This window comes from Microbacterium sp. Z10_103 (assembly GCF_058310455.1).
This window is the reverse complement of the sequence record NZ_JBZEGK010000001.1, coordinates 3,072,139-3,089,065: the sequence shown is the minus strand read 5'-3', so window position 1 is coordinate 3,089,065 and position 16,927 is coordinate 3,072,139. Positions and strand designations below refer to the sequence as shown.

The following is a 16,927-nucleotide window of genomic DNA, read 5'->3' as shown; positions in this document are numbered from 1 at the left end:
AGCGTCCGGGGAACGGGGCGCTGCGCCCGCAACACCGAGGAACGTCCGCGGCGGGGCGGGGTCAGGCGTCGCGGTCGAAGCCCATCGCGTAGGCGTGGGCGAGGAGCGTGCCCGCCGGGGTCGCCAGTGCGGCGCGCATCGCGGCTCGGCGCACGGCGTCGACCCCCGCCGAGGCGGGCCGCCCGAGGAACGTGTTCACGCTCGCGATGACGGCGGAGGTACGCGCCGACGCGCGCCGCCGCCGCTCCCATCGCCGCAGATCCGCCTCCGGCGCCTCGCCCGATCGCATCCACGCGGCCAGCAGCGGAGCCAGGGTCGCGGCATCCAGCAGCCCGAGGTTCATGCCCTGCCCGCCCATCGGGCTGACCTCGTGCGCGGCGTCGCCGATCGCGAACAGCGGTCCGCGTCTCATCCGTGGGGCGACCGCGTGGCGAATGGCGAACCCGTCGGCCGCGCTGATCGATTCCGCGGCGGCATGCTCGCCGCGCGCGTGCAGGGCCGCCCGGAGCACGACCGCACGAGCGGCAGGGTCCTCCGCTCCGTCGGGCGCCGGCGCCACGAACCGGCGCACGCCGCCGGGCAGTGGCAACGACTCGAGCACGCCTTCGCGATCGAGGTGCACGACGGCGTCCGCCGGGCCGTCGGCGATGATGTCGGCCATCACGTACCGGTCGGCGTAGGGCTGCACGCGCACCGCTCCGGTGCGGAAGAGCAGGTCCCGTGACCGTGGCCCTCCGGCCACGACGATGAGCCGGGCCGCCACCTCCACCTCGCCGGATCCCGTCCGGTATCTCACCCGGGGCCGGCCGCCATCGCGCACAGCGGTCACTTCGCCGACGACCGGGTCCGGAGCATCCACCGCCAGCGCACGGTGCGTCGCCGGCTGCGGCAAGGTCGCCACGAACGGGAAGCGCCGCGACAACCGGTCGAACCGCACCACCCCGAGCACGCGGCCGCCCGAGCGCGCCTCTCCGGCCGAGACCCGCCGTGCCGACGCGAGCAACCGCTCGGTGGCGCCGGATGCCTCGAGGGCGGCGAGAACGGGGGGATGGATGCCGATCGCGCGGGAGCCCGCGGATGCGTCGGCGCGACGCTCCACGACGGTGACATCGACGCCCCGCCGGGCGAGTTCTGCCGACAGCAGCGTACCGACGGGCCCCGCGCCGATCACGATCACCTCAGGCATCGCCGCGCGCCTCCGCGAGGAGCCGGAACGGCGCCCCTGGGGCGACCCTCCACCCCGGGCCGAGGGCCTGCGCGAGCTCGTGGCCACGGTAGCTGCGGCGGATGGAGCGCAGCCCGTCGGTGCGGAGGAACGTTCCCGGCGCGAGCGGGGTGATCCCGACGGCGTACAGGCCATACGCGACAGAGCTGCGGGCGATGTCGCTGTGCAGCACGACGCCGCGCGACAGGGCGCGCGAGTCGGCGGCGAAGGTGGCGAGGGATGCCGCGTCGAGGTGATGCAGCACGTGGTTGGACACCACGGCGTCGAACCGCTCGCCGGATGCCACGAGCTCGCGCGAAGCCGCACACACGAACCGCACGGCATCGCTCGCCCGCCCGGAGGCGGCGGTGTGGGCGCGGGGGTCGGGATCGGCGCCGGTGACGCTGAGGTCGACGCCATCCCGCCGCGCCAACGCGGCCAGCCGGACGGCGAGGTCGCCTCCCCCCGAACCGAGGTCGAGCACCCGGGCGGGACGACCCAGCGCCGACAGGTGCGGGCGCAGCCGGGTGCGCCACGTCGTCCCCCACCCCGCGATGAGGCGGTTCACGAGGCCGAATCGGCGATACGTCGCGGCGAGCAGGGCGGGGTCGCACGCCGGGTCGTCCATGAGCTCGGTCAGAATGACGTCGCGTTCCCGCAGGTTCATCGCTGCGCAAGCACCGGCTGCCGGTCGATTCGGGGATGCTGCGGCGCCGACGCATCCCGCACCACCAGACGCGCCGATTCCACGGTGAGCCCCGGGCCGAACGCGAGCGCACCGATGCGCTCGCCGTCGGGCCGGGATTCGTCTTCGAGCATCGCGCGCAGGATGAACAGCAGCGTCGTGCTCGACATGTTGCCGTAGTCGCGCAGCACCGCGCGCGAGGCGCTGAGCGCATCGGGGGCGAGCCCCAGCCCGCTCTCGACCCGATCCAGGATGCTCCGACCGCCCGGGTGCACCGCCCACGTGTCGACCGTGTCCGAGCCGCCGAACACGTCGTCGACGATCGCGCCGATCTCGCGGCCGATGATGCGTGGCACCTGCGCGGTGAGCGTCATCTCGAACCCGTTGTCACCCACGATCCAGGTCATGTCCTCCTCGCCCTCGCCGGTGAGGCGGGTGGCGAAACCGTGGAGGTCGAGCCGTCGCCCTCGTCCGCGCGACGGGTCGCCGGAGACCACGGCGGCCGCCGCGCCGTCGGCGAACAGCGATGCCGAGACGATCTGCTCGGGGTCGTTCGAACTGCGGATGTGGAGCGAGCACAGTTCGACCGCGGAGAGGAGGACGACAGCATCCGGGTCGGCGGCCACGATCCGCGAGGCCAGGCGCAACGCCGGGATCGCGGCGGCGCAGCCGATGAAGCCGAGATGGTCGCGCTCGACGGAGGGGCTGAGGCCGAGATCGTGCACCAGCAGGGCGTCCGGCCCGGGACTGAACAGGCCCGTGCACGACACCGTGATGACGTGGGTCACCTCCGAGGGGTCGGTGTCGGCGGCTTCCAGCGCGGCGCGGGCGGCTTGGGCGAACAGAGGAGGGGCCGCGCGGCGGAACTCGTCGTTGCGCTCCTTGGTCGAGGGGAAGAGGAGACGGCCCTCGTGCTGGATGTGCAGACCGGATGCGGTGCCGCCGAGTTCAGCGAGGACGGTATGGCGCGTCTGGATCGCCGATGCGGCGAAGGCCGCATCGATCCAGCGGCGCGTCCGTCGGTCGAGATCCGGCTGCGCGGCCATGATCGCGCGCACCTGATCCTGTTCGAGACGCGTCGGAGGCAGAGCAGTTCCGAGCCCGGAGATGCTGGCGGTCATGATTCACTCTAGGCATCTGCAGCCGACCCTGGGCCGGGGCTGGTGAGGAGAGGCCGCCCGTGCTACTTCCCGGCCCCGTCCGGCGCCGCCTGGGGAAGGTCGCGTATTCGCCAGAACGGTCCGACGACGACCGGCAGGGCGGAAAGCACGCTCCCGGCTGCCCCGATCCACATCGTCGGCACGACCCCGAGCGCCGAGCCCAACGCCCCGGCGGCCAGCGCGGCGATCGGCATGACGCCCCACACGCAGAAGCGGATCGACGCGTTCATCCGGCCGAGGAGACGGGCGGGTGTGATCCGCTGGCGGAAGGTCACCTGGGTGATGTTGTACAGGAGCAGCGTGAAACTGGAGACGAACCCCTGCGCGACGAGGAGCGGAAAGGCGATCGACGGCACGGAGGCGGCCAAGGGGAGGAGGAGGGCGACGACGCTGAAGCCGACCGAGCTGATCGGGATGGCGCGCCTTTCGCCCAGCCAGCGGACGATCCGGGGCGTCGCCACCGCTCCGGCCAGGCCCCCGATCGCACCGAGCGAGAAGATGACGCCCATCGCTGCGGGGGAGAGGCCCAGCTCGCGCAGCAGGAAGACGGGCAGCAACGTGAACGACAGCGTGCTGAAGAAGTTGGACAACCCGGTCGTTCCGACGATGCGGCGCAGCAGCGGGTTGCCGAAGACCCACCGCAGCCCTTCGCCGATCTCGCGTGCCAGCGGCGCCCGATCTTCGATCTGCCGTGGCTCTTCGAAGTCATGGGTGAACAGCAACGCCACGAACGAGGCGAGATACGTCCCCACGGTCGTGAGCATCGCCAGAGGAGCGCCGATGATCGCGATCAGTCCACCGCCGAGCGCCGGGCCGGCGAGCCCTGCCAGCTGCTGCGTCGATTCCAGCTTGCCGTTGGCCTCGGCGATCTGGCCGGGGCGCACCAGTGAGGGGATGAGGCTCTGGTAGGAGACGTCGAAGAACACCATGGCCACTCCCACGACCAGCGCGGCGAGGAAGAGGTGCCAGATCTGCAGCGTGCCGAGCATCCAGAGCAGGGGAACCATGCCGAGGGCGAGAGCACGCACGGCGTCGGCCCAGATCATGACGTGGCGCTTGCGCATCCGGTCGATCCAGGCGCCTGCGGGCAGCCCCACGACGAGAAAAGCCGCGACCTGCGCGGCGTTGAGGACGCCCACCTCCCACTCCGTCGCATCCAGGAGGAGCACGGCGAGCACGGGAATGGCCAGTCCGGCGATCTCCGCTCCGAACTGACTCAGCGCCTGACCCGTCCACAGCGTGAGGAAGTTGCCATCGCGCCACAGCGAACCGGCGGGGGCGGGCCGGGCCGAGGTCGCTTCATCCGGCGAGGTCGCTTCCGGCGGGAGCGATTGGGACATGCAAATCAGTATCGAAGACCGATTGAGACTTGTCAACCACTTCGCTATCGTGAGCAGATGCCCGATCGGGACGAAGAGCGCGAGGCCGAGGTCATCGCCCGCGCCCTCAGCTCACCGCTGAGGCTGCGTGTGCTGCGCCTCTGCGCGTTCGACGCCCGGACCAACAAGGAGCTGGCCGAGCTTCTGCAGGTGAACCCCGGCACCATGCTCCATCACGTCCGCACGCTGGTCCAGGCCGGGATGCTGGCGCCCCAGGCCGAGCGGATCGGCGCCCGCGGCGCGCGGGAGGTGCCGTATCTGGCGACCGGTCTGTCGTGGCAGACCCGCATTCCCGGTCAGTCGGTCGTGCTCATCGAGACGATGCGGCAGCAGTTGCAGGGCGTGGATCCGGAGCAGGTCCAGGTGATGTGGATGGGTCTGCGTCTCAACGCCGAGCATCGCGAGGAGCTGGACCGCCGCCTGTACGACCTCGTCTCGGAGTTCAAGGACCGCGGCCCCGATCCCGACGGCGAGGCGGCGTCGCTGGTCATCGTGACGCATCCCGACCTCAATCCGCCGCCCGGGGCGGTCACAACTCCGCAAGCTCCGTCGCCCCCGGCGGCGGCAGGGCCTCCGGGCGACGCTTTTGCTGAGTTATGACCGGCTTCGGCTCGGAGTTCAAGGACTGGGGCCCGACCGCGACGGGGAGGCGGCGTCGCTCGTTATCGTGACGCACCGACCCGTCCGCCGCCCGAGCCGGTCACAAATCCGCAAGATCCGTCGCCCCAAGGCCGCGGCAGGGCCCCCAGGTGAGGGTTTTTGCTGAGTTATGACCGACTTCGGCCCGGCATCCGGTCCGCGAGTGGCGGGCCACATGTCTGGACACGCGCCCCAGACTGGCGGACCATCGAGGAACGGCGGAGGGCGCCGTGAAGGAGGCAGCATGTTCGACCCGACCTCCGCGTACAGCGGATTCTCCGTGGATGACATCGACGAGGCGCGCACGTTCTACCGCGACACGCTCGGGCTCGAGGTCGTCGACAACGACATGGGGTTCCTGGAACTCCTCCTCGACTCCGGCGCGCACGTCCTCGTCTACGGCAAGCCGAATCACGAGCCGGCGAGCTTCACGATTCTGAACTTCCCCGTGGCCGAGATCGAGTCGGCCGTGGACGACCTGAACGCGCGTGGCGTGATCACGAAGATCTACGACGACCACGAGTTCCCCACCGACTCGAAGGGGATCCTCCGGGGAGAGGACGGGCCGGCGATCGCGTGGTTCCGCGACCCCGCCGGCAACGTGCTCTCGGTGCTGCAGGCCGACGAGAACTAGTCTCCGCAGCTCAGGCGTCGCCGAGGGCGCCGTCGGGATGCCGCGGCCAGGAGGCGGGCCGCTCGCTACCGGCGGGATAGTCGTCCAGCGGCACATCTCCCCGGCGCCACGCATCCAGAACCGGCTGCACGATCCGCCAGCACTGCTCGGCGGCATCCCCGCGGACGGCCAAGGTGGCGTCGCCGTCGAGGATCCCCGACAGCACTTCGGCGTAGGCCTTCAGCGCGCCGGCGCCGAGGTCGGCCTGGAGCGACGCGCGCGCGAGCTCGAACGGATCGTCGCCGCCGTTGAGGTTGAGTTCCAGCGCCACCCGGTCGGGGCCGAGCGAGAAGCGCAGCACCGAGGGCTCGATGCTTCCCGTCAGGCCGTCGGGGAGGTGGCGCACCGGGCGGAAACGGACGATCACCTCGCGATCCGCGTCATCCAGCGCCTTGCCCGAACGCAGCGTCATGGGCACTCCCCGCCAGCGTTCGGTGCGTACCTCGAAGACCACCTCGGCGAGGGTCTCGGTCTCGTTGGCGGCGTCCACACCGGGCTCGTCCACGTACGCGGGAAGCTCGCGCCCGTTCGCGGAACCGGCGGTGTACCGGGCACGCCGAGACGACGTCTTCGGGTCGTCGTTCCACACGTGCGTGGCGCGGAGCACCGCGGCGGTGGCATCCCGGAAGTCCATCTCGTTCAAGGTCGCCGGAGGCTCCATCGCGAGGATGGCGAGCACCTGCAGCAGGTGGCTCTGGATCATGTCGATGAGGGCGCCGGCGTGGTCGTAGTACCCGGCGCGGCCTTCGAGCCCGAGCGTCTCGTCGTAGCGGATGAGCACCGACTCGATGTGGTCGGCCGACCACACAGGCTGGATGAGGCGGTTCGCGACACGCACGCCGACGAGGTTCAGCGTCGTGGACCGACCGAGGAAGTGGTCGATGCGGAACACCTGCGACTCCGGGACGATCCGCCGGAGCGTGTCGTTCAGCCGGTGGGCGCTGGCCTCGTCGCTGCCGAACGGCTTCTCGAGGGCGAGGATCAGACCTTCGGGCACGTCGATCTCGGTCAGCGCCTCGCAGGCTTGTTCGGCGACCGCGGGGGGAACGGCGAAGTACAGCGCGATGCGTCCCTCGACGTCGGAGAGGAGCGCCCTCAGATCCTCGACGTTGGTGATGTCGGCGCAGGTGTACGTGGTGGATGCGACGGCGTCGAAGGCGTTCGACGAGTCGGTGGTCGCGAAGGAGGTGCGGACGATGTCGCGCCACGCTTCGTCGGAGATGTCCTCCATGCCTGCGCCGCGCAGGCTGATGGAGCGTTGTGGCTCGCGGGCGATGAGCTGCCCGAGCGCCGGGAGCAGCAGTCGTGAAGTGAGGTCGCCGGATGCTCCGAGGATGAGAAGGGTCGTCGTGTCCGCCGCCATGGGGCCACCCTAGCGACGCGGCGGGGAGGCGCTGGGACCCTTGCGCCTCCCCGCCGACGGCGTATCGTCAGCCGCGCAATGCTTCGGCGAGCTTCACCCGCGCGCCCATCCGCAGCAGCGAGTTCTCGTAGATGCGGGCGCCGACCCAGATCGCCGCCGCGCAGGTGGCGATGAGGATCACGAGCGACACGACGGGCTCCCACCACTCGGCGGTTCCGAGGTACAGCCGCAGCGGCATCCCCACCGGTGCCGAGAACGGCACGTACGACATGATGCCCAGCACCAGCGGGTTGTCGTTGAAGAAGATCACCAGGAAGTACGGCGCCATGATGAGCATGGTCAGCGGCGTGGTGGTTGCTCCGATGTCTTCCTGGCGCGACACCATGGCACCGGCGGCCGCGAACAGCGACGCCAGCAGCACGAAGCCGAAGAAGAAGAAGACGGCGAACCACAGCAGGGGTGCGCCCAGCCCCGCGAGCACCTCGGACTGACCGGTGACCGAGAGCCCGACCACGGCGATCGCCGCCAGAGCGATGATCTGCGCCATCGCGAGGATCGTGTTCCCCACGACCTTGCCCGCCAGGAGGGTGCGGACCGGGATCGCAGAGATGAGGATCTCGACGACGCGGGTCTGCTTCTCCTCGACGACGCTCTGCGCGATGGTGCCGCCGAAGATCGACGCGGCCATGAGGAACACGATGCCGAAGCCGAGGGCGACGAAGTACCGCAGGATCTCGTCGGCCGCCCCCTGGGGGTCGAGCAGTTCGACTGCCGGCGACTGGCTGAGCAGGGCCATCAGAGTGCTGGGCACACTGTCGTCGGCGACGATCTTGTAGTCGAACGTGCCGCCCGAGCTGTCGGGCACGAGGGCGGCGTCCACTGTGCCGTCCTTCACCAGTGCGGTCGCGGCATCCGCGTCGTCGGCGACCGTGACGTCGATCCCGTCGACGCCCGTGACGTCGGCTTCGGTCTGACTGGTCACGGCGACGGGGATGCCGTCGTCGCCGCTGCTGTTCGCGGCGAATCCGCCCCAGAGGACCGAGGCCAGCGCGACCAGCAGCAGGATCGCTGTCGAGATGACGAACGCCTTGCTGCGGAGCTTCGAGCCGATCTCTCTTTCGGCGACGAGCCACATGCTCTGCAGCTCGTTCGGTGAGGTGGGGGGCGTGCTCACTGGATGACCTCCTTGAAGATCTCGGCGAGCGATGGGCGTTGCGGCGCGAAGCTCACGACGTCGCCGCGCTCGACGGCTTGGCGCAGCACGTGCTGCGCAGTGATGGCATCCTCGGCTTCGAAGAGGGCGTACCCGCCGTCGAAGTCGAGGACGGAGATGCCCGGTCGCGTGCGCACCCAGCCGGCGTCGCCGCGGGAGACGAGCTCGAACCGGTTCGCGGAGTGCTCGGCGCGCAGCGAGTCCCGCGAGCCGGCCGCGCGGATCGTCCCGCCGGCGATGATGACGAGGTCGTCGCAGAGCCGCTCGACCACGTCGAGCTGGTGAGACGAGAACAGCACGGCGGCTCCGGCCGCGGCGCGCTCCTGGAGCACGCCCGCGACCACGTCCACCGCGAGCGGGTCCAGGCCCGAGAACGGTTCGTCGAGGATCAGCACCTCGGGTTCGTGCACGAGGGCTGCGGCGATCTGCGCGCGCTGCTGGTTCCCCAGAGACAGCGTCTCGACGAGGTCGCCGAGGCGCTCCGACAGCCCGAGACGGTCGAGGAGTGCCTCGGCGTTGGCCGTGGCATCCGCCTTGGAGTATCCGTGGAGGCGGGCCAGGTAGGCAATGTGCTCGCCGACCTTCATCTTCGGGTAGAGCCCGCGTTCTTCTGGCATGTACCCGAAACGCCGCCGGTCAGCGGTGGATGCGTCGCGGCCGTCCAGTACGACACGGCCGGCGTCCTTGGCCAAGACGCCGAGGGCGATGCGCATCGTCGTGGTCTTGCCGGCGCCGTTTCCGCCGACGAAACCCGTCAGACGCCCCGGGGTGATCGTGAAGCTCACGTCGTCGAGCACCCGGCGACCGCCGTAGCTCTTCGTGATGCCTTCGAGCTGCAGCACGTGTCCTCCTCCTTCGGCACCGGTGCGGAGCCGTTGGCATTCACGCTACGGAGGACGCGGGGACGGGGCATCCACCCCGGGGAGGGTCATCGTCCTCCCCCGTGCGGGGGAGGACGCTCAGGCGCGATGCCGGAGGTCGCCCCTTCTCACTCCCGCCAGGGCATGTTCAGATCATCCGGGTCGACATCCACGTCGCCGAAGTCGTCCGGCCCGCCGGTGCCGGGGACGGCTCGCACGTCGTCCGGGTCGATGTCGTCGTCGATCGTGTCGGGAAGCGGGTCCTCCTGCTTGTGCTGGGTGTCGGTGTCGCTCGCGGGGCTGTAGGACATGTCCTTGCGCACCGCATCGCTCTCGGAGAGCTCGGTATCCGTCGTGTACTCGTGTCGGTCGTCGGAGTTCATGACTGCGAGGTTATGTGCGCACTCGGACGTGTCTGGACCCTTGACATTCCGCCCGGCACTGCAGCACGGTCGGGAAGCGCGAGAGTCAGGCGATGCCGGAGCGGTGGGCCAGCACGACGGCCTGCACGCGGTCGCGCGCGCCGAGCTTCTGCAGCACGTTCGACACGTGCGTCTTCGCCGTCGCCTCGCCGATGAACAGGCGCCCGGCGATCTCGGCATTGCTCAGCGCATCCGCCATGAGACGGAGGACTTCGCTTTCGCGTTCGGTGAGCGGCTCGGCGAGACGAAGAGCGGGCCGGGGCGACTCCGGGGCGGCTGCGTCGGAGACGGCGAACCGTTCGATCACGCGCCGGGTCACCTCGGGGGCGAGCAGCGCATCCCCGGCCGCGACCACCCGCACCGCCGAGACGAGCTCCTCGGGACCGGCGTTCTTCAACAGGAATCCGCTGGCCCCCGCGCCGAGTGCCGTGAAGAGGTAGTCGTCGCGGTCGAAGGTCGTGACGATGAGGACCGCAGCGCCCACCTCCGGATCGGCGACGATCGCTCGCGTCGCCTCCAGTCCGTCCATGTCGGGCATCTGCACATCCATGCAGATGACATCGGGTGCGAGGGCGGATGCAGCCGCCACAGCCTCGGCGCCGGTGGAAGCCTCCCCGACCACGACGATGTCGTCTTCCAGCGACAGGATGGTGCGGAATCCTGCGCGCATCATGGCATGGTCATCGGCGAGGAGGACGCGGATCTCAGGCATCTGCGGCGACCCGTCCGGCCAGCGGTACCGTCGCGCGCACGAGATACCCGCCCCGTCCCCGTGGGCCCATCTCCACGGTGCCTCCCGACGCCGACGCGCGTTCTCGCATGCCGACCTGGCCGAGCCCCGGGCGGGAAAGTCCGACCCGGCCGGTGTTGGCGATCTCCAGCTCGACCGCGTCGGCGCCGTACCGGAGCCGCACGTCGGCCGTCGCATCCGGCCCGGCGTGCCGTCGGGCGTTGGTCAGCGCTTCCTGGGCGATCCGGTAGAGGTTCACCTGGACGACGTCGGGCACGTCGAGGGGCTCTCCGACCTCGGTGAACGCCGTGGGGAGCCCGGCCGATGTCGCCTCCTCGGCGAGCTGGGGGACGCCCGCCAGCCCCCGCGTGCTCGCGCTCGCATCCGGTCCCGGATCGGCGCCAGATGTCCGCAACGTCTCCAGCAGGTGCCGCAGTTCACCGAGGGACTCGCGCGCCGACGCCTCGACCCCCTCCAGGATGGTGCGCGCCTGCTCGGGGTCGCGCCCCATGATGGTGCGCGCCGCGCCGGCCTGCACGCCCATGAGCGAGACGTGGTGGGCGACGACGTCGTGTAGTTCGCGTGCGATCCGCACGCGGTCCAGCGCCACCGCCTGGGCGGCCGTCACCTCGCGTTCGAGCTCGAGTTCGCGCGTGCGCTCCTCCAGCGCCCGGCGTTCGCGCATCTGCGTGAAGGCGCGCTCGCCGAAGTAGTAGGCCCCACCGAAGTACAGCGCGTTGAGGAGCACGCTCAGAAGCGTGTAGGCGACGTACGGAGAGAACCCGCCGGCCCGAGACAGGCCTTCGTCGCTCGCCGGGGCCGTCGCATCCTGGAAGGTGACGACCGTCAGCCACAAGAACATGCCGACGATGATCGCCACCCGAACGATGGTCGCGCGACGTCGGTCGTCCGACCACGCGCCGACCGTGTACAACGCGATGAACATCGCGATGTTCCCGGCGTACAGTTCGGGGACGCGCAGGGTGACGGCGGCGAAATAGGCGATCGAGACGATGACGGCGACCGTCGCGGGCCACCGACGTCGCGCGGCCAGCGGTACGGCGAGGGCGAACGCGTACGCCACGGCCAGCGGCATCCCGGCGCTGTCCGACCCGTACAGTCCGGCGATCGATGACAGGACAGCGCTCAGGAGGGCGCCGACGAACACGACGGCCGCGAGGATCACGTCGTTGCGCTGCTGGGCGGGTGTCAGAGGCGGCATCCCTCCACGGTACGGGCGCGGCCAGCCGGGGACATCCGCCTGTGGGGGGAGCACCGGACGTGCGGGAATAGATCCGTGCACAAAGTACTTGCACGTGAATAGACCTGCGGGCCCCCCGCTCCATCTCGAAGGAAGGACACTCGTGACCGAGTACACCATCGGCTACATCGTCGGCAGCATCTCCAGCACGTCCATCAACCGCCGCCTGGCGAAGGCGCTGGTATCCGTCGCACCCGAAGGCGTCGATCTCGTCGAGATCCCGATCTCCGACCTGCCGTTCTACTCGACCGACCACGACACCGACTTCCCCCCGGTGGCACGTGAGTTCAAGCAGGCCATCGCCGACGTCGACGGCGTGATCATCGTGACCCCGGAGTACAGTCGCTCCATCCCCGGCGTGCTCAAGAACGCGCTGGACTGGGCGGCTCGCCCGTACGGCCAGGGGTCCTTGGATGGCAAGCCGACCGCCGTCATCGGCACCTCCGGCGGCCCCATCGCGACCGCCGCCGCACAGCAGCACCTCAAAGCGATCCTCAGTCACATGAACGCGCCGACCCTCGGCCAGCCGGAGGGCTACGTGCAGTCGGCCCCCGGCCTGTTCAGCGACAAGGGCGAGATCACGGATGAGACGACCGCCGCGTTCCTGCGGGCGTACCTGGACGCGTTCACCGCGCTCATCTCTCGTTACGCCGTCGCCGACGAGCGCGGCGAGGCCCGCGCGGCCTGACACCGCATCCCGGACCCGGAAACCCGGCGGAGCCGTCTCGGCCCGCCGGGTTTCTGCTTGTTATGGACAAGTAGCCTTGTTATTTGCAACCATGGCGTCAGCGCCGCCTCCGCGTGGCGCCCGACGAGCCGGAGGCTGCGATGACCAAAATTTTCGTCAACATCCCCACCAATGATCTTGACCGCGCGAAGGCGTTCTACACCTCGCTCGGTGCCGGGATCAATCCGCTCTTCACGGATGAGAACGCCGCGTGCATCGTGTGGGACGACAACATCTACTTCATGGCCGTGACGCGGGGGTTCTTCGCGACCTTCACCGACAAGCAGATCGCCGACACCACGACGACGGCGCAGGCCCTCATCGGCCTCAGCCGAGACTCGCGCGCCGGCGTCGATGAGGTGCTCGAGGCGGGCGTGGCCGCGGGCGGGGTCGAACCTCGGCCCGCGCAGGACTACGGCTTCATGTACAGCCGGAGCCTGGAAGACCCCGACGGCAACCTTCTCGATTTCTTCTACATGGACCCTGCCGCCGCTGAGAACGGCCCGGATGCGTACGTGACGGATCAGGCTCAGGCCTGACGCGTGACCGCGCGCAGTTACGGACAGTATTGCGGCGTCACGACGGCGGTTGAGCTCATCGGCGAGCGGTGGGCGATGCTCATCGTCCGCGACTTGCTCGTCGGGCCCCGTCGCTACACCGACCTCAAGCAGGGCCTGCCCAAGATCCCGACGAACATCCTCTCCGGTCGGCTGAAAGAGCTTCAGGAGGGCGGTGTCGTCCGCCGGGTCCCGTTGGCGAGCTGCGGCCTGGTGTACGAGCTCACGTCGTATGGCCGCCAGCTCGAACCCATCGTCCTCGCCCTCGGGCGCTGGGGATTCGCCCAGATGGGCGAGCCGGACCCCGGCGACGTGGTGACCGCCGACTCGCTCACGATGGCGCTGCGGACGGCCTTCCAGCCGGATGCGGCGGCCTTGCTGCCGACCGCCGACTACGAGCTGCGGGTGGGCGACGTTGCCCTGCGTGCCCGGGTGGACCGGGGCTCGCTGAGCGTGCAGCAGATCGCGCCGCCGGCGCCCCCCGTGGGGGGAGCCGCGCCGGGCGGCGTCCCCGACGTCGTGATCGCCGCGGGACCGGGCATCCGCCTTCTCATCTCGGGCGAGGTGACTCCCGCCGAAGCCCTCGAGCGTGACATCGTCACGGTCATCCGCGGCGACGCCACGCTCCTGGAGCGGTTCGCGGCAACATTCCACATCGCCGTCGCTGTCTCAGCGGCATAAGACCGAAGGAGAACGCCATGGCCGGCGTCATCCACATCGACCTGTTCACCACGCTCGACGGCGTCGCGCAGGCGCCCGGTGCCCCCGACGAGGATCCCGAAGGGGGGTTCGCCTACGGAGGCTGGCAGGCTCCGATCGAGGACGATGCCGTCGGAGAGCGGGTGATGCAGGGCATCCGGAGCATGGATGCGCTGCTCCTCGGGGCGAAGACCTACGACATCTTCGCGGCTTACTGGCCGGTCTACGGCGACGGCCCGGCCGCCGAGATCGCGCGGAGGTTCGACGCCCTGCCGAAGTACGTCGCGTCCCGCGGCAGGCCGGAGCTCGCGTGGGACGGATCGACGTTGCTCGACGGCGACACCGCGGCCGCCGTCGCCGGGCTGCGCGAGAAGCACTCCGAGATCCACGTGATCGGCAGCATCGACTTCGCCCGCACGCTCGTGCGCGAACGGCTGTTCGACGTGCTGAACCTGTGGGTGTATCCGGTCGTCCTGGGCGCGGGGAAGCGGCTGTTTCCCGCGGATGGCCCGGCCTTCGGCCTCACACTCCTCGAGCCGCCGGTCGCGGGGGAGCACGGCGCGCTCCTCCTGCGGTACGGCCCCGGGGGCTCCGTGACCACCGGCACGATGGAGAGCTGACATTCCATCGCATCCTGGGTTCACCGGACCCTGGGTTCACCGGACCCTGGATGCGCGCGTCGTCCGCCGCTAGGAAAGACGCATGGTCAACGACACGAGTGAGATCGACCGGCGCGCCGCACAGGATGTCGGCGCCCTGCAGCGCGAGTGGATTTTCGGATGGGACCGCGTGGAGGGCGAGCCCGCCCGGCGGTTCGAGGAGGTCTTCGGGCGGTACTACGACTTCGACGCGGACGTCCTCCTTTTCGACGACGCCGATCCCGAGCTTCGGACGCACCGGCGGGTGGCCGACTATGCCGACGCGTTCTGGCCGACCTTCTCGGCGTTGCGCTCTGCCCGGCACGCGATCGATGAAGAACCGGAGGTGCTCGTCGCCGGTGACCTCGCCGCAGCGCGCATGGTCTTCATCGCCGTGCTGGTCTCTCCCGAGGGTGCGGTGACCCGCGTGCGCTGCTACAACTCGCAGGTGTGGCGCCGGACGGACGCATCGGGGTGGCACATCGTGCGCGACCAGACGGCGATCTACCCGATCACCGAGGCGGAGGCCGACTCCTACTTCGGGTAGGCCTCAGGCATCGCCGATGCGCTGCAGCACCCGCTGGAGGATGGCGCGTTCGCCGGGATCGATGTTCTCCAGGAAGGCGCGCCGCACCTCGTCGGCGTGACCGCGGACCGCAGCGAGCATGGCGCGCCTGCCCTCCGGCGTGACGGTGATGCGGGTTCCGCGTCCGTCCTCGGCCGTCGGTGTTCGTTCGATGAGCCCGCGCCGCTGCATCCGGGTCACCAGGTGCGACACTCGGCTCTTCTCCCACCCCAGCTGGGCGGCGAGTTCGCCGATGCGCAGTGCCCGATCGGGCGAGTCCAGGATGGCGACGAGGGTGCCGTACTCGCCCTGCGCCAGGCCCGCTCCCTGCTGCAGTTGACGGTCGATCCGGAGGGTCAGGCGGGCGTTGGCCGCAAGGAAGGCGCGCCATAGCGCCCAATCGTCTTCCGTCAGGCCTGTCGCGTTCGCCACTCCACGATTGTAGGCCCGCGGCCTACCTAGGTGAAACTTCACCTACACTGGTTGAAGATGAAACTTCACCTATTTGGAAGGCTGGGAAATGACCCATCCGTTTGAGATCGGTGTCCTCACGTTCGGAGAGATCTCACCCGATCCCCGCACGGGAGTGACGCCGTCACCCCTCACCCGCATGCAGGAGGTGCTCGAGCAGGCCGAACTGGCCGATCAGGTCGGGCTCGATGTGTTCGGCGTGGGGGAGCACCACCGCTCCGACTTCGTGATCGCCTCGCCCCCCGTCGTGCTGGCCGCTGTCGCGCAGCGCACGAAGCGCATCCGCCTGACCAGCGGCGTCACCGTGCTCAGTTCGGAGGACCCCGTGCGGGTCTTCCAGAACTTCGCCACCGTCGACCTGCTGTCGGGCGGGCGCGCCGAGATCATCGCCGGGCGCGGCTCGTTCCTGGAGTCGTTCCCGCTGTTCGGCTACGACCTCGCCGACTACGCGGACCTCTTCCGCGAGAAACTCGACGCCCTCCTCGCCATCCGCGCCGGCAACCCCGCGTCCTGGCCGGGGAGCTTCCACACGCGCGACCTCCGCGGCATCGACATCGCTCCGCGTCCGGTCGGGGATCTGCCGATCTGGGTGGGTGTGGGCGGCACGGCCGCGTCCGCGGTGCGCGCCGGCCAGTTGGGGCTCCCGATGGCGCTCGGCCTCCTCCTCGGACCGCTCAACAGCCTGGCTCCGATGGCCGACATCTACCGGCGAGCGGCCGCCGATGCCGGTCACGACCCGGATTCGCTGCGCGTCGGCATCGGGGCGCACGGGTTCGTCGGGGCCACGAGCCAGAGCGCGCGCGACCTCATGTATCCCGCGTTCCGCGTCGGGATGATGGAGAACAACCATCAGCGCGGGGCCGGGTTCCCGCTTCCGCGCGCGGCATTCGACGCGCAGTCCACCGCCGCCGGTGGACTGCTGGTGGGAAGCGTGCAGGAGATCATCGACAAGCTCATGACCTACCGCGAGGTCTACGGCGCGAGCCGCGTGACCTTCCAGATCGGCTACGGCGGGCTCTCGCAGGCCGACCACCTGGCTGCCATCGAACGCATCGGTACCGAGGTCGCACCCGTCCTCCGCCGCGAGACCGGACGGGTCGACGCCTTCGGGAGGGTCGTATGAGCCTGGAGGTGGTTGTCGTCAACGGCAGTCCCCACGTGCCGTCCAAGACCATGGCGCTCGCCGACCTCATCACCGGAACCCTCGGTGAGCTCCTGCCCGTGTCCGTTCGCCGCGTGGATGTCTACCGGCTCGGGCCGGGGCTCACCGAGGCGACCGAACGGGGCGAGGTGAGCGCCGACGTCGAGGCGGAGCTTCGCGCCATCGAGGAGGCCGACGTCCTGGTCGTCGCGGTCCCGGTGTTCCGCGGCTCATACCCGGGCATGTTCAAGCACGTGTTCGACCTCGTCGACCAGTACGCGCTCGCGAATAAGCCGGTGATCCTGGCTGCCACGGGGGGATCCGAGCGGTTCGCGCTCGTGCTGGAGCACGAACTGCGCCCTCTCTTCGGGTTCTTCCAGGCGGCGGTCATGCCGGTCGGCTTCTACGTCAACGCCGGCGACATCGACGGGGGGACGGTGCTCAACGCCGAGGTGTACAGCCGCATCCAGGTGGGGCTGCAGGACGTGCTTCCCCAGCTCGAGCGCCTCGCCGGGGCCGACGCGTACGCGGCGTGAGGCG

At 70.0% G+C, this 16,927-nt stretch carries 20 protein-coding genes; 9 read left to right on the top strand and 11 right to left on the bottom strand.

The genetic code is table 11. From position 1 onward, the window contains the following. Nucleotides 1–61: 61 nt before the first annotated feature. From AC4FS2_RS14940 to AC4FS2_RS14925, 4 genes are all read right to left on the bottom strand, one after another. Nucleotides 62–1,186 carry an FAD-dependent oxidoreductase gene (locus AC4FS2_RS14940; protein ID WP_491155530.1) on the bottom strand — a complete coding sequence of 375 codons (1,125 nt, stop codon included), beginning with the start codon at nt 1,184–1,186 and terminating at the stop codon, nt 62–64. After that, entirely contained in the window at nt 1,179–1,871 is a 693-nt protein-coding gene (locus AC4FS2_RS14935) for a methyltransferase domain-containing protein (RefSeq protein WP_491155532.1), read from the bottom strand. Before AC4FS2_RS14935 ends, AC4FS2_RS14940 begins: the two co-directional genes overlap by 8 nt. Next, a complete protein-coding gene (locus AC4FS2_RS14930; protein ID WP_491155533.1) occupies nt 1,868–3,010 on the bottom strand; it encodes a type III polyketide synthase in 1,143 nt (380 codons plus the stop codon). Before AC4FS2_RS14930 ends, AC4FS2_RS14935 begins: the two co-directional genes overlap by 4 nt. Before the next feature lie 62 nt (nt 3,011–3,072). Continuing rightward, entirely contained in the window at nt 3,073–4,389 is a 1,317-nt protein-coding gene (locus AC4FS2_RS14925) for an MFS transporter (protein WP_491155534.1), read from the bottom strand. Nucleotides 4,390–4,446: 57 nt separating this feature from the next. On the opposite strand from AC4FS2_RS14925, the gene AC4FS2_RS14920 reads away from it, so the two are divergent. Both AC4FS2_RS14920 and AC4FS2_RS14915 read left to right on the top strand, forming a co-directional pair. After that, the gene (locus AC4FS2_RS14920) at nt 4,447–5,028 is read left to right on the top strand and encodes an ArsR/SmtB family transcription factor (protein ID WP_491155536.1); all 582 of its coding nucleotides are present in this window, start codon (nt 4,447–4,449) and stop codon (nt 5,026–5,028) included. A gap of 283 nt (nt 5,029–5,311) precedes the next feature. Continuing rightward, the gene (locus AC4FS2_RS14915; protein ID WP_491155538.1) at nt 5,312–5,701 is read left to right on the top strand and encodes a VOC family protein; all 390 of its coding nucleotides are present in this window, start codon (nt 5,312–5,314) and stop codon (nt 5,699–5,701) included. 10 nt (nt 5,702–5,711) lie between these two features. On the opposite strand, the gene AC4FS2_RS14910 is transcribed toward AC4FS2_RS14915, so the two are convergent. From AC4FS2_RS14910 to AC4FS2_RS14885, 6 genes are all read right to left on the bottom strand, one after another. After that, nucleotides 5,712–7,103, bottom strand: a complete 1,392-nt coding sequence (locus AC4FS2_RS14910; protein WP_491155540.1) for a glucose-6-phosphate dehydrogenase — start codon at nt 7,101–7,103, stop codon at nt 5,712–5,714. A gap of 67 nt (nt 7,104–7,170) precedes the next feature. Next, on the bottom strand, nt 7,171–8,238 hold the full coding sequence (locus tag AC4FS2_RS14905) for an ABC transporter permease (RefSeq protein WP_491155730.1): 1,068 nt from the start codon (nt 8,236–8,238) through the stop codon (nt 7,171–7,173). A gap of 35 nt (nt 8,239–8,273) precedes the next feature. Next, complete coding sequence (locus AC4FS2_RS14900; protein WP_491155542.1) at nt 8,274–9,158, bottom strand: ABC transporter ATP-binding protein; 885 nt, start codon at nt 9,156–9,158, stop codon at nt 8,274–8,276. 146 nt (nt 9,159–9,304) lie between these two features. Then, nucleotides 9,305–9,559 carry a hypothetical protein gene (locus AC4FS2_RS14895; protein WP_491155544.1) on the bottom strand — a complete coding sequence of 85 codons (255 nt, stop codon included), beginning with the start codon at nt 9,557–9,559 and terminating at the stop codon, nt 9,305–9,307. Between the two features lie 85 nt (nt 9,560–9,644). Next, nucleotides 9,645–10,310 carry a response regulator gene (locus AC4FS2_RS14890; protein ID WP_491155546.1) on the bottom strand — a complete coding sequence of 222 codons (666 nt, stop codon included), beginning with the start codon at nt 10,308–10,310 and terminating at the stop codon, nt 9,645–9,647. After that, a complete protein-coding gene (locus AC4FS2_RS14885; RefSeq protein ID WP_491155547.1) occupies nt 10,303–11,550 on the bottom strand; it encodes a sensor histidine kinase in 1,248 nt (415 codons plus the stop codon). Before AC4FS2_RS14885 ends, AC4FS2_RS14890 begins: the two co-directional genes overlap by 8 nt. 142 nt (nt 11,551–11,692) lie before the next feature. Here AC4FS2_RS14885 and AC4FS2_RS14880 point away from each other — a divergent pair, with 142 nt between their 5' ends. From AC4FS2_RS14880 to AC4FS2_RS14860, 5 genes are all read left to right on the top strand, one after another. Continuing rightward, the gene (locus tag AC4FS2_RS14880; protein WP_491155549.1) at nt 11,693–12,277 is read left to right on the top strand and encodes an NADPH-dependent FMN reductase; all 585 of its coding nucleotides are present in this window, start codon (nt 11,693–11,695) and stop codon (nt 12,275–12,277) included. Nucleotides 12,278–12,417: 140 nt separating this feature from the next. Further along, entirely contained in the window at nt 12,418–12,855 is a 438-nt protein-coding gene (locus AC4FS2_RS14875) for a VOC family protein (RefSeq protein ID WP_491155551.1), read from the top strand. A 3-nt stretch (nt 12,856–12,858) separates the two neighbouring features. Further along, nucleotides 12,859–13,554 carry a winged helix-turn-helix transcriptional regulator gene (locus tag AC4FS2_RS14870; protein WP_491155552.1) on the top strand — a complete coding sequence of 232 codons (696 nt, stop codon included), beginning with the start codon at nt 12,859–12,861 and terminating at the stop codon, nt 13,552–13,554. A gap of 17 nt (nt 13,555–13,571) precedes the next feature. Next, complete coding sequence (locus tag AC4FS2_RS14865; protein WP_491155554.1) at nt 13,572–14,192, top strand: dihydrofolate reductase family protein; 621 nt, start codon at nt 13,572–13,574, stop codon at nt 14,190–14,192. Nucleotides 14,193–14,274: 82 nt separating this feature from the next. Next, nucleotides 14,275–14,757, top strand: a complete 483-nt coding sequence (locus AC4FS2_RS14860) for a Cif family virulence factor (RefSeq protein WP_491155556.1) — start codon at nt 14,275–14,277, stop codon at nt 14,755–14,757. Between the two features lie 3 nt (nt 14,758–14,760). On the opposite strand, the gene AC4FS2_RS14855 is transcribed toward AC4FS2_RS14860, so the two are convergent. Beyond that, a complete protein-coding gene (locus AC4FS2_RS14855) occupies nt 14,761–15,207 on the bottom strand; it encodes a MarR family winged helix-turn-helix transcriptional regulator (protein ID WP_491155558.1) in 447 nt (148 codons plus the stop codon). A gap of 88 nt (nt 15,208–15,295) precedes the next feature. On the opposite strand from AC4FS2_RS14855, the gene AC4FS2_RS14850 reads away from it, so the two are divergent. Together AC4FS2_RS14850 and AC4FS2_RS14845 are read left to right on the top strand one after the other, a co-directional pair. Next, a complete protein-coding gene (locus AC4FS2_RS14850; RefSeq protein WP_491155560.1) occupies nt 15,296–16,369 on the top strand; it encodes an LLM class flavin-dependent oxidoreductase in 1,074 nt (357 codons plus the stop codon). Continuing rightward, a complete protein-coding gene (locus tag AC4FS2_RS14845) occupies nt 16,366–16,923 on the top strand; it encodes an NAD(P)H-dependent oxidoreductase (RefSeq protein WP_491155562.1) in 558 nt (185 codons plus the stop codon). The genes AC4FS2_RS14850 and AC4FS2_RS14845 overlap by 4 nt, the downstream gene beginning before the upstream one ends. Nucleotides 16,924–16,927 lie beyond the last annotated feature (4 nt).